Consider the following 12,116-nt stretch of genomic DNA (forward strand, 5'->3'; position numbering starts at 1 on the left):
TGACCGCGCTTCTGGCGCATGAATCGGCTCTACTCGTATACGAGTAGAAAGACTTTGAGAAACAGGGGTTGCCTAACCCGCCCCTTCACCGCATTGCAAAACATTAGCGTTGGATATCTGACTTTTTCTCAAGCCGCCCCATGAAGAAGGGCACGGAACATCTGTTCCGTGCCTTTCTTCGTGCCCGCCGCCAGGTCAGAGGCGCGGACCCCGCCGGCCCTGGTCGGGGGCGGCGCTGGGGCCGCGGCGCTCGGCCTTACGCTTTGCGTCCTGCGCGGCCTTATCTTCCTGAGCCACGCGGATCTCGTCCCCTGCGTTTGGAGTGGCACTGCGCGCCGCTTCACGTTCCTGGCGCATCCTGGCCATGCGGTCCTTCAAGGACTCCTGGGCCTGTGGCTCCGCCGTTGTGCGCTCGGCTTCCCGGCGTGCGGCAATGTCCTTCATTGCCTCGTTGACAGCTTCCGGTGCCTGCTCCGTGGCCGGTGCACCCTCGCGGGCTTCGATGGTCTCACGGACCTTCCGGACAGTGTCGGCCATACGTTCGGCTCGTTCCTGTTCCGGGGTCAGGGTGACGTCCTGTGACCGTTCCTCGCGCAGTCGGTCCACGACCTGCTCAGCAGGGGTCGGTTCGGCGGCCACCGCCGCCTGCACGTCAGCGGCTTCTGCCATGAGTTTGGCGTCGTCGGGCGACATTGGTTCCTTGGCGGTCTGCGCGGTGTATTTGTGCATGGCCGTCACCCGGGCGGCCAGTTCGGCACCGGTTCCCTTTTCGGTGTACTCGGCGGGCAGGACTGTGCTCTCGGTCTCCGGGACCCGGTAGGTGTCGCGGAAGGTCTTGACCTCCGCGGCCAGGTCCCGCCACTGCTGCTGCTTGTCGGTGTCTGAGGGTACGGGTCCGAGTGCTTCGGCCCATGCCGGCGGGGCGGCGGCCAGCTGGGATCCGAGACGGTTGACTTCCTGGACCATGGCCTCGCGGCATCCTTCGAGTTCCTTGCGCCACTGGGCGGGGGTGTCCTGGTGGGTGATGACGTCTGCCGGGGCCATCCATGCCGGCAGACCATCCTGGGCGGGGGTGGTGGCCACGGGCTCCGGGAGGCGGCGGCGGAGCAGCTGCTCTGCTTCGATCCGGCTGAGGATCTGATCGGCTGCCTGGACGCGGGCGGCGTTTTCGTCGCGGCTGTGGTTGGTGACCGCGCCGCGTTCGTAGGCTTCATCTGCACGGACGGGCTCAGGCATCAGCTCACGCAACGCTTTCTCCTTCTGCAGGGACCCGGCGAGCCAGCGGGCCTTGGCGGCCGCCGGGGCATCGTTGATCGTGACGTCAGTGCGCAGCTGCTCTTTGGCGCGGGTGATCCGGGCGTCCAGGTCATCGTCGGTGACGTGCCCATGGAGCCGGGACTGCCAGGGTGTTTCCTTGGTCTCGGCCAGCCACGTCCGGGCCAGGTCCCGCCTGTCCGGTGCAGGGGCCCCGGGATTCTGGGCTGTGTTGGCCTGGGCGCGCATCAGCTCACCCGTGGCCCGACGCTGGAGACGTTCCAGTGCTTCATCACTGACGGCTTCCAGGGGCCGGCGCACGGGGGCTTCGGCGCGGGTGCGCCAGTAGTCCAGTTTGTCCTCAACCCGCCATGCCAGGACGGCCCCGGCGTCCTGGGATTCCTCGAACGGATCCCGGGCGGCGTCGGTCAGAAGGTGGGCGACGTTGAAGCCTTCGTTCTCTGCCTTGCGCAGGTGGGTGGCGATCGCGCCCCACGCGTCGGAAGCGATGAACGGCTCAGCAGCGCCTTCGCCCAGGATGCTGGGGGCGGTGTTGGCCATCCGCAGTTCGTTGGCCTGGTCGTCAATGTCTTTGTAGACGTTGACCATGTCCGGCAGTGCCCGGGCGGCTGCCCGGGCGGCGTCGATCTGTTCGTGCGCGGTGAGGTTCCCGTCGTGGTTCCCGGCCACGGACCGCAGCACGTCGGCAAGGGTTTCGCCTTCCTGGACTACCCCGTAGAGGTTGTTCGATTCCCGTCCACGGGACGCGGCGACGTAGGCCAATGCCCGGGACAGCGCAGAGGTGAGAAGGGCATGTACCGTGTCGCAGGTCAGGCCCTGGGTGCGGTGGATGGTGGCGGCGTAGCCGAGCATCGTGTTCTCCCGCACGTACTGTGCGGGCAGGGTGATTGTGCCGGCGTGGTCTTGGTGTTTGGCGGTCAGGGACCCGTCGGCGTGGACTTCGGCGACGGTCCAGACGTCGTTGTTCTTCACGAAGTCTTTGCCACGGTTCAGGGAGAGCCGGCGGTTGTTCTGGCGGGTGACAATGACGTCGCCGGCGCGGGCGGCGAGCCCGTCACGCAGCGTCGCGGCCGGGCCATCGGCCAGGGCGCCGGTGCCCAGCCGGTAGGCCTGGGCGCGTGCGTTGAGTTCGGTGACTGTGGCGTTGTCGAACGCCATCATCACTGAGTGCTTACCGGCGGCGGTGTCTTTCTCCCATGCCGCGTAGACGTGGGAGGTCATCGTTTCGGCGTCCCCGCCGACCACGCGGCGGTTCTCCCGGTAGAAGGCCCACGGGTCATCTTCGCCAACAGCCGGTGGTTCACGCAGCGCCAACGTGGCGGCCGCTTCGGCGTTGTTGGGGGTGCCGTCAGCGTTCCGGAAACGGTGCAGGTCCTCCAAGTGCACGGCACCGACGGTGTTCTTCAAGTACCGCAGCGCGCCACCGGAACCAACGGCGGAGAGCTGGTTGTCATCCCCCAGGGCACGTACGACAGCGCCGTGCTGTTCAGCGATGGTGACGACGGCCGCGAACAACTCTGTACCGACCATGCCGGCCTCATCGAGGAAGATCACATCCCCTGGAGTCAGGGAAACCCTGTTGGGGTTCTGGGTCTTGTAGCCGAGAACAAAGGAGTCAATGGTGGTCGCGTTGGCCCCCAGTTCCTTGCCCATGACTGCTGCTGCAGCGGCAGTGGGGGCAAGGCCGATCACCTTGCCGCCGGCCTCCCGCACGGTGTCAGCGGCGAGCTTCAGGGCAGTGGTCTTGCCGGCACCGGCGGGGCCGACACCGACCACCAGGAGTTTGTCACTGCACGCGAATTCCCCCGCCATGCGCAGCTGCCCGGCATCAAATTCTCTGTCCTGAGTTGCCAGGGCGAACTCAAAAGCGTCCCGTGTTGCGGCGGGGATGACGGTGCGCTGGGCGGCGGTCAGGAGCCGGTCTTCGCTGTGAAGGACACCGGAGGAGGTGTAGAGGGTGGAGTGGACTTTGCCGTACCGGCTGGCACCGTTCCGCAGCCGCAGACCCTCAATCTCGGAGGCCGGGTTGGTGGCGGTAATGCGCAGTGAGAACTGGTCGATGGCGCGGGTCTTGACCTGTTCGATGAGGTCTTTGGGGATGGGCAGCTCACCGAACTTCGATCCCAACCGGCGGCGGGTTTCTGCGTCGATGTGGTGTTCTCCCCACACGCCGCGGCTGCGCTCCAGGGTGCGGATGACACCGGCTGCCTCAACGGCTGCGTCCACTTCGTCAGCGTGAGTCACCAGCGGCCTGCCGTCGCGTTCGGCGGCGTCGCGGGCGTCGTGCCGGTGCGCCTGGGCCTTGGCCACAGCGGCAGGTCCCACGACCATGCCGGGGACCTGGGAGAACTCTTCGGTCCACTCGTTCACCAGGTCAGAGAGCTTCCGGGCTGCCTTTTTCTCGGGCCTCGTGTCGAGGGTGGCCCGCTGGGCGAGGGCGATCATCTGCTTGGTGTGGGGGGCGTACCCGTGGTCCTCGGTGAACTGCTGCACCAGCTTTTCCAGGACTGGTTTGATATGCCCTGAGCGGGAGGACCCGGCTTCGATGGCGGCGAGGTCCACCCCGGCGATCTCGATCACGGGCCGGTCCCCGGAGACTTTGCGTTCGGTCACGCCGACGCCCAGGCGGGTGCAGACCTTCTCCATGACGGTCCGGTTGTAGTGCTCGGACGCGGCGACGTTGAACTGGTACAGCAGGCGTCCGTCGAGGCTGGACCACTTCCCATCAGCGCCCATGACCTTGTTCGACACCACGACGTGATCGTGCAGCTGCGGGTCCCCGCTGCGGGAGTCGTAGTGACGGAAGGTGGTGTAGACGAGTCCGCCTTCGACGTCTTCCTGGCGGACGCCGTTGCGGCCGCGGCGGGTGAATGTGGCTTCCTTTTCGAGGTAACCCATGGTCTCTTCGATGGCTTCGTGGTGGGCGGCTTCGATCTGCTTGCGTGCGTCCTCGCCGCCGACAGCCCACAACAGGGAAACGGACTTGGCCGGTGCGAACACCAGGTCATAGCCTGCGACGGTCTGGGAAGCGGGCTTGGTCTGGGCGGTAATGAACTTGCCCAGCTCTTCCTTATCGGCAGGGTTGCGGCCGTTGAGTTCGCGGAAGTATTGGGCGCCTTCCTTGGTCCGGATCAGACGCCTGGCATCCGCGTCAGGTTCCCGGTGGTTCATCCGCCGGAAGTCACCGGTGGCGGTGGTGATGCGTGCCTGCAGCTCGTTGTCCTTCTGCGTGGGTCTGCGGTACCGCTGGCCCAGGGCGACCTTCGCGGACGGGTCAGCTGCGAGCTTGGCGGCGGCGTCAGGGTGCAGCCCTTCACCGAACAGGGCCGCCATCTGCGCCTCTGTGACCTCGCCACTGACGCCCAGGAGTGCAGCTCCACCGCCGCCCCATTGGCCCGGCGGGTTGCCGTCCACGGTGTAGTAGTCCCCCAGTGAACGGTCCTTCGTGCGCAGCTCGTCACCACTGGCGACTTCACGGGTGTAGTACGTGTATCCGTCGCCGGCACTGAGCTTGTGCACGGTCATCATCGCCCCAGCCTACCCGCCCGGGAACCTCACTCGTCGATGATGCATGAGGTGTGACAGATTCAGGGTGTGGTTGCCTTTCGACAGGGGAGAAAATCAGAAGGCAATCGCTCTCTGTTTTGGCCATCAAGTCTTTGATGCGGTTCTGCACATGAGAATGGGCGGTGGGTAACACGCTTTTCGTTATCCACCGTGCGTTCGATTGTGTGGAACCGCAACGGATTGGCTTGTCCACAGGTGGTCAGCGGAGAGAGGGTTGCTCTCTCCGAGCTGTCCACGTGTGGGGAAACAATCCACGGCCAGTGGGAGCGTCGCGGGGTCCGGTCCTGTAGGTTTGTTCACGAAGACCGATCCGGCGGTTACACCGGGCCGTGGGCCTGACACGGCGCTAGCCGCTAGGTCTGTCCCACGGAAAACCCAAGGGGAGGGGCCCACAAACATGGCAGCACCACGGAAGTCCGCGCAGCAGTTGGCCGCACGCGAGAAGGCACGGGCGAAAGCCCAGGAGCTCACCGCCCGCCACGAGAAACTGATCGATCTGGCTGCCGATTTCTTCGAGCAGCAGGAACAGGCCGACCAGGTACGCGCCGATGCCCAGGCGAAGGCTGACGCGATCATGGCCAAGGCAGAAGAAGACGCCGAAGCGGCCACGCGCAGCGCCGCCGGCACGGTGGCCGCCATGGTCGCTGCCGGCGAAGCGAAGTCCGCCGTCGCCGCCCGACTGGGACTCACCGGGGCAGAGGTAAAGAAGATGCTCGACCTCGACGCGGCCGAGCGCAGCGAGGCCACCACCGCGACGGCCAGCGCTGACCAGGGCGAGGAAGAACCCGCTACGGCAGACGCCGCCTAAGCACCACGCAGCACGCAGCACGCAGCACGCAGCACGCAGCACGCAGCACGCACAAGAATGGTCCCCGGCAGGTTTGCCGGGGACCATCTGTGTCTTGGGTGCAATGTTCTAGAAGAGTGTGGGGGCGTCGGGGTCTGCCCCGGTGAGCAGGGCGCGGATGCGATCCTCACGGTCCCAGCCGTGAGTGCGGGCCTCATCGCGCAGCAGGCGCGAGTGGTCAGCAAACAGAGCTCGGGAAAGTCCGCGCCAGCGGAACATCGATCCGTTGGAGTCCCGGCCCTTGGCGAGCCGGTCAGCCATGTTCTCCCGGTTCGTTCCCGGATCCAGATGCGTGTCCGCACCGGTCGTGGCCCGGACACAGATCGGCACATCACATCGGTGCATCAGGTCCCCGAAAGAATCCAGGGGAACGTCGTGCACCAGGTGGAAGGCAAAGCGGTGCGGGCGGATGGCCAGGGTGAAGGCTGGCAGAGGTCCGTTATACAGCTCCTGCACTATTCCTTACCGGTCGAGGAGGCTCCGACAGGAGTCCTACCTGATCATCGGCCGTTTGAGTCTGGTCGTCTGCAGGTGGCAGTTTGTGGTTGCGCTTACTCAGGTGCACTGCAAATGACCAGACTGTCGCAACCGATGCAATGATCACGATGAACGCTGAAGGATTCGGAAACATCGAAAGGCCCGACTCTCCACCGACCGCGAGCAGCGTCTTCCAGTCAGTAAGAGCTTGGGCTGAGATGCTTGACGGGTCCGAAGGAAGTTTGGCAGAGGATTTAATCAGGCCGAGGGTGTATACAGCGTTTTCCCGTGGCGTGAAGCCGAGGCCGAGAGCGAAGACGGCGGTCCAGGCGGTCATGATGGCTGGCGGAAGCAGAACGGCCAGCAGCCTGTCTTCCATGCTTCGAGTCGCTGACACCACAACCTGATAAAGGCCAGCCAAAAACCCTATGCTCCCGCCGATAAGGGAGTAGTCAGCCATTGCCGATTGCAAAAAAGGCTGGGGCGGCCCCCACGTGGCCGACGACCAAAGAAATCTTGAGGGTATGAAGGACAAGAGGCCCAGAACCAAGGCAATGGCGGCACCGGCTCCACTCCAAGACGCGAGGAGTCCGACGGACTGTCGAAGGGTGACTTGATTCCTGATGACCTGCTTCGCGGAAAAGTACTTTATGGTCAACCATGACAGGACAAACAACGGCATCAGGGTCACCGCGAACATGTTCACGTAGAAAACGATCCAAATTCTCAGCACAACATCGTTGGTGCTGTCACTTCCCGGGTTGCGGAACACGTACCAGCTCACCGCCGCCACCAGAAAGACCGGAACGGCGACAAAATACATGCGCACAAACCAGCCGAGTTCGAGGAGCGCGAAAGGCGATCCGATGCGTTGAATTCGAAACGCTGAAAGGCCGTTAGGAACCCATTCTGCTCGCCATCGCTGCCATCTCTTGACGAGGCACTCCCTGCTTCGGCGGCTTGAGACCGCGATGACTCGCCGAATACCGAAGCCAGCCTCAAGTTCGTTCTGATATTTACCTGCCGCGTGTCCGAACAGGTTGAAGACTCGGCCCGTGAGAAATAGAACCATCACAATTCCTGCGCCTAAAAGGGCCGCACCGGAAGTATCCATCCAGTTCGAAATGATGACGGCACAGCAAAGAACGGGAAAGATCAAGGAGTCCAGCGCTCTCGCCAGGGCCTTCAGACGGTGCTCGATCTCAACATCACTGTTCCGTGCTATCAGCAGCTGGCGGTGGCAGATCCAGCTGAAGAAGCCGAGGAGAACCAGTACAAAGACTGTAGCGCTGACTTCCTGCATCCCAGGTTCCTTCTTCTCGTTGAGACATCGCGTGGTCACCAGCTGCGCCAGCGCAGCTGGAGCTTGTTCGCTGCGAAGTAGAATCCTGCCATGAACAGGAAGCCGGGGATGGCCTGGGCGAAGCCCTGGCCGATCCAGAAACCAAGGGCAGAGAGCAGGGCGATCACGCCGGCTGCCTTGCACAGGAAGATCAGGATGCCTTGGCCGGCCAGGACCGGATGGGTGAGTGCGTAGATGATCCAGCCCACCAGGGCCACAGCTGCGAAAGCTGCGAGGAAGATAAAGATGAACATGGTCCGCTCCTAACGGTCGTGTGTGAATCGTCGTTACGGGCAGGCTCATTGGCCCAGGCCAGCGTCCCTGGCCTTGGCGGCGGCAGCTTCAAAAGTGCTGCTCATGGCGTAGTCCTTGCCGTAGCCGGTGGCTTTTCCGTGGCCGAGCTCCACGATGGTTTCGGGCCTGTCCCGGTCGGTTCGCATGGAGACGCTTCGAGGGACGCCGCGGGATCCTTCACTGTCGTCGGTCCGGCGCTGTACGGGTTGCAGCTCGTCAGCAGCACCGCCGCGACTGCTGCGGCGGCCACGGTGAGCGTGTCCCGGCGGGATGTGCGGTGGGTGGTCATGGTCTGTCCTCACTGGCTGCGGTTTCGGCGCGGGTCCGCCGGCCCGGGCGCATCGACCCTGCAGGCACGCCGGTCCACTGGCGGCCGCCGTTGTGTTTGCGCTGGAGGCGCTCCACTTCCCGCATCGTCGCGGCCACCACCAGATCAGAGAGCGAGGCGTAGCCCTCCAGGGGGCCGGCGGCCTTGAGCGCTGCGCGTACCTGGTCAGCCTGCGCTTGCGTGAAGTACGGGGTGATGTGCGACGTCGGCTTGGTCATGGTCAGCCCGTGGTCTTCTCTTCCGGCCATGGGTACAGGGTGCCGGGGCGGTCCCCGCGGACAAGGGACAACCCATCGTTACTGAACTGGTGGCCGGAGTGTTCGTGACTTCCGGAGGCGTGGGCGAACGCTGCCAGGGCAAGCTCGACCAGGGGACGGTCCAGGCCGTCCATGATTTCCCCAACCCCAATCGGAACATCGGCGGCCACGGATGCAGCGAGCATCAGGAACCGGCGCTCCCCGCCGGAGAGCGCGCCGACGTGGGGCGGGATCTCTCCGAAGTCGATCCACGCTTTCCCGCTCATCGGGTCCGTATCAATCCACGGGTTGCCGGGTTCAGCGAACCGGCCACCAAAGGCGCGGATCAGCATTTCCGTTCCGGCTTCCAAGGTGTAGCTGCCTCGGACGCGGGCGCGGAGCTGGTCGTGGAATTCAGTCATGGTCGGGTCTCCTTCGGACGGGAATTTTGGTGTCGGCGTGTGGGCCGCCGGCACTCACGGTCATTCTCGCGGAGCCTGGGCGAAGTCTGGGCCGGCGGTGCCGGGTACGGGTTTTCGATGGGGACGTTGATGGTGCCGGACTGGTTGGCTTCAAGGCCGAACCAGTCAGCGTCGGTGATCCGTCGCGGGCTGAGCGGGAACCGCTCCCCCTGCTGTGCATCGGCCATGGTGTTCACGCTGCCTGGCTGTGGTTCATGGAAGCCTGGACCAGCTTGTCCCGGCGCAACCCTGACCAGTGATCCTGATCATCGGAGTTGTTCACGACGACGGGGGCCTGAGCGTAGCCAAGTTCGGCGGTGATGTATTCCAGGGCGGCGGGGTTCTCGGTGATATCAACGGCCGTGTAGGTGATGCCCTTGGACTCGAAGTAAGCCTTCGTCTTGTCACAGTTGGGGCATTCGGGTTTGGTGTAGACCGTGTATTCGGTGATGGTGGAAGTCATTTTCAGTACCTGGTTTCGTATGGGTAATAGTTTCGTTCGACTGCTTGACTTGATACCTCCATTCTACCAATTATCCAACTGAATAAAAAGTGTTTTGCCGCGTAATCTAGAGGTTTTGGGAACCATTTTAGGTGAGCTTTAGGGGTGGTGGGTCCGTCAGCTTCCGGCGTGTAGCAGCCTCGTTCCTGGTCCTCGGAATAGAGCCGCCCTGTTAGCCGGCCGCGCACCGGTCCCGCAGCAGCCGGCACCTGGTGGCCACCGACGTTCACTGTGTCGTCCACGCCAGCTTTTCGTCTTTGAGTACCCCTGCGGTTGGAGGCTGTCCATGATCGCCGGCTCACGGTGGTGACGTGCCAGGGTTGGTGACCTGGCGACTGTGGTCAGCCGGTCAGTTTGGGTCCCGTCGTCCAGGTGTGTGCGGGAAAAGCCCGGAGGTTGAGCTTTTGCCGTGCCCAGGTGGGCGAGGGGTTCTGGGTGAACCGCGTTCCCCAGCGGGCTGCTGCGCTGTACCCGGCGTGGGGCGTATGCGGTGTCGCGTTCGAACGGCGGTCCGCCGCTGATGACCACGGCGGATGCTGCCCAAAGTATGCGGCGGACCGCCCGCCATTCTCACGGTTCCGGACCTGTGGACCCGTCCCCGGGCGGTCTGGGTCTGTCCGGTAGAATGGTGGGAGAAGAAAGCGCGGAGCCTAGATACTTCAGACATCTAGGGTCCGCGCTTTTTCTATGCCCGGTGGTGGTTACTTGCCGCTGTCGATGATGATCTGTTCAACGTCGGATGCGGTGTATCCCCATGTGAGGAGCTGGTTGAGGTAGTCCCGGTGGCTCTGGTGCGGTGAGCGCCATGAGTCTTTGGCGATGGTCTTTTCATATCCTGCGCAGATGAGCGCGATCAGTGAGAACTCGGGCCGGGTGGTGGTCTTGGCGACGTGGTCCCGCAGCGGGTTCCACGCCCACGCATCGGATTCTTCGACTTTCACGCCCAGCATGTCAGTGGCCACCTTGCCCTCGTAGCCGCTGACCGTCTCTGCGTGGTGGGTGATGGCGTGGACGGTGAAGTACTGCCATCCCTTGGGGGCCTGCTTCTTGGCCAACAGGGCCGCAACCCATTCGCGGCGGACCGTCGTGGCCGAGATCATCAACTTGTTGTTCTCGATCAGGGTCTTGCGTTCGGCTTTCTGCTCGTCGGTCATCTGGCCTTTCTGGGCCGTGGTGCCGCCGTCGTAGCGCTCGTGCTTGGCGGTGAAACCAAGCTCGGCCCAGCCGGTGATGACGGGCTTGGCGTGATGCTCGCCCCGGTAGTCGGTGCTGATCACGTAGGCGTTGGCGTCCTCGTCGGTCGCGTCCTCCCCGTCTGCCCGCTTCGCGGCCGAGACATACAGGGTGGCGTCGTTGGCGTAGTGCCCGGCGTCCTCCACAATGGCCTTGCCCTTGGCTTCCAGTTCCGCGATCAGCGCGGCCAGTGCGGCGGCGCGGTCCCGGCGGTCCCGCAACTGCTGGGCCACGTGGTGGAGCATGTCGGGTTCATCCGCGATGACCGATTCCAGTTCCTCGGTCGCGTCTGCGTCATTCTCGAACTCGGCCAGAATCAGGGCTTCCTCAATGGTGCAGCCCTTGCTTAGGGCGGCGGTCCCGGCGTCCGTGGACTTGGCTTTCAGAGCATCCTCAACGGTGGTTTTGGTCCGTCCGGTTTTCTTGGCAATTGATGCCGCTGAGACACCGATCAGTGAAAGCTGGTGGTAAGCGTCGGCCTCGTCCGCTTCGGTCAGCGCGGAGCGCTGAATGTTCTCCACGACCTGTGTGACGATCCGCTCGGCTTCCTCGGGGCTGTCCATCACCATAACGGGGATGAGAGGCCGGTCCGCTTCGACGGCGGCGCGGGTTCGGCGCTGTCCCATCAGCACATGCACCGTGCCGTCGTCCTTGCGGTGGCCGATGACCGGTTCCAGCACGCCGTGTTCCTTGATGCTAGCCACGAAGGACGGGGTCAGGGCCGCGTCCTTGCGAACGTTCACGTCCACCGTGAGGGTGGCCGGGTCCAACCATTCCAGCGTCGGGACGGTGGTGACGGTCGGGTTTTCTGCGATTGCAGTCATGCGGTGGTTCTCCTTGTTTCATTGGCTCGGGGTGAGGGGGGTGTGGAACTGTGCCAGCCACTGCCCCTCCCCCGTTGGTTTTTGGTTGCTGGCAAGCTCGCTTGCTCGGCGGCCGACGGAGCCCTGTCTACCCACAGGGCAAGGCACGGGAATTCCCCGGCGGAATAAGCGAGGAACGAGCGCGTCGGGGAATTCCTGGGCCGCAGGCCCCGACGCAGGAGGGGCTAGACGGGGTGGAGCGGACGCCTAGAATCCGGAGGACAGCAACCAAAAAACGTCGAAGACGTGGAACAGGTTCGGGGATGACCGGAGCTCTGCGACGGGCAGCACCGGACCCGACAGGCGGGAGCGCAGCGGACGGCCATCAACTGGATGCAGCGCAGCGGAAACCAGGGCGAGCCCTGCGAGCCTGCACTAGGCCGGCGCCGGCCGTCCATTGGTGCGCCGGGATCCCGGCGGGACTTAAAAGTGGAGAGGCCGGCACCTGGTGGGGTGCCGGCCTCTGCCGTTTTCCTCGGCCAAAAGGAAATCTGTGGTTGCAGCGTCGCTGCTGCAGGGGGTTAAGGTGCGCTGTGGCCGCTTGCATCGACTATATCGATGGGACCGATGTTTTTGCCTGGGGTCATGAGGCGAAGCTCAAGAATGTCTTCGGCGATGGACGCGCCGGCAGCTGGCTGGTCGTCGTCGGTGAGGGTGTAGTCGTGGCCCATGGTGGGTGCTCCCTGGCTGT

General features: G+C 64.1%; 12 protein-coding genes. 1 reads left to right on the forward strand and 11 read right to left on the reverse strand.

The genetic code is table 11. The features are described 5' to 3' along the window. Positions 1–195: 195 nt before the first annotated feature. Positions 196–4,803: a MobF family relaxase gene (gene mobF, locus ACZYZ4_RS13025; RefSeq protein ID WP_463861484.1), complete on the reverse strand. Its 4,608-nt coding sequence runs from the start codon at positions 4,801–4,803 to the stop codon at positions 196–198. Positions 4,804–5,239: 436 nt separating this feature from the next. Between mobF and ACZYZ4_RS13030 the strand changes: the two genes are divergently transcribed. Continuing rightward, on the forward strand, positions 5,240–5,650 hold the full coding sequence (locus ACZYZ4_RS13030; RefSeq protein ID WP_463861486.1) for a hypothetical protein: 411 nt from the start codon (positions 5,240–5,242) through the stop codon (positions 5,648–5,650). Between the two features lie 108 nt (positions 5,651–5,758). Here the strand turns inward: ACZYZ4_RS13030 and ACZYZ4_RS13035 are convergent, their stop codons facing one another. The 10 genes from ACZYZ4_RS13035 to ACZYZ4_RS13080 all read right to left on the reverse strand — a co-directional run bounded on the left by ACZYZ4_RS13035 (position 5,759) and on the right by ACZYZ4_RS13080 (position 12,096). Then, complete coding sequence (locus tag ACZYZ4_RS13035; protein WP_463861488.1) at positions 5,759–6,145, reverse strand: hypothetical protein; 387 nt, start codon at positions 6,143–6,145, stop codon at positions 5,759–5,761. Then, the gene (locus ACZYZ4_RS13040) at positions 6,129–7,469 is read right to left on the reverse strand and encodes a hypothetical protein (RefSeq protein ID WP_463861490.1); all 1,341 of its coding nucleotides are present in this window, start codon (positions 7,467–7,469) and stop codon (positions 6,129–6,131) included. The genes ACZYZ4_RS13035 and ACZYZ4_RS13040 overlap by 17 nt, the downstream gene beginning before the upstream one ends. Before the next feature lie 35 nt (positions 7,470–7,504). Further along, positions 7,505–7,762 (reverse strand): chemotaxis protein, encoded by a 258-nt coding sequence (locus ACZYZ4_RS13045; protein WP_463861492.1) that lies wholly within the window; start codon positions 7,760–7,762, stop codon positions 7,505–7,507. A gap of 45 nt (positions 7,763–7,807) precedes the next feature. After that, entirely contained in the window at positions 7,808–7,948 is a 141-nt protein-coding gene (locus ACZYZ4_RS13050) for a hypothetical protein (RefSeq protein ID WP_463861493.1), read from the reverse strand. Positions 7,949–8,087: 139 nt separating this feature from the next. Continuing rightward, positions 8,088–8,378, reverse strand: a complete 291-nt coding sequence (locus ACZYZ4_RS13055; RefSeq protein ID WP_463861495.1) for a ParB family protein — start codon at positions 8,376–8,378, stop codon at positions 8,088–8,090. After that, positions 8,351–8,788 (reverse strand): hypothetical protein, encoded by a 438-nt coding sequence (locus tag ACZYZ4_RS13060; protein ID WP_463861497.1) that lies wholly within the window; start codon positions 8,786–8,788, stop codon positions 8,351–8,353. Before ACZYZ4_RS13060 ends, ACZYZ4_RS13055 begins: the two co-directional genes overlap by 28 nt. After that, positions 8,785–9,015: a hypothetical protein gene (locus tag ACZYZ4_RS13065; protein WP_463861498.1), complete on the reverse strand. Its 231-nt coding sequence runs from the start codon at positions 9,013–9,015 to the stop codon at positions 8,785–8,787. Before ACZYZ4_RS13065 ends, ACZYZ4_RS13060 begins: the two co-directional genes overlap by 4 nt. 5 nt (positions 9,016–9,020) lie before the next feature. Continuing rightward, complete coding sequence (locus tag ACZYZ4_RS13070; protein WP_463861500.1) at positions 9,021–9,290, reverse strand: glutaredoxin family protein; 270 nt, start codon at positions 9,288–9,290, stop codon at positions 9,021–9,023. A 740-nt stretch (positions 9,291–10,030) separates the two neighbouring features. After that, positions 10,031–11,386: a ParB/RepB/Spo0J family partition protein gene (locus ACZYZ4_RS13075; protein ID WP_463861502.1), complete on the reverse strand. Its 1,356-nt coding sequence runs from the start codon at positions 11,384–11,386 to the stop codon at positions 10,031–10,033. Between the two features lie 560 nt (positions 11,387–11,946). Next, positions 11,947–12,096 (reverse strand): hypothetical protein, encoded by a 150-nt coding sequence (locus ACZYZ4_RS13080; RefSeq protein WP_463861504.1) that lies wholly within the window; start codon positions 12,094–12,096, stop codon positions 11,947–11,949. Positions 12,097–12,116 lie beyond the last annotated feature (20 nt).

Source organism: Pseudarthrobacter adonitolis, from assembly GCF_055412845.1.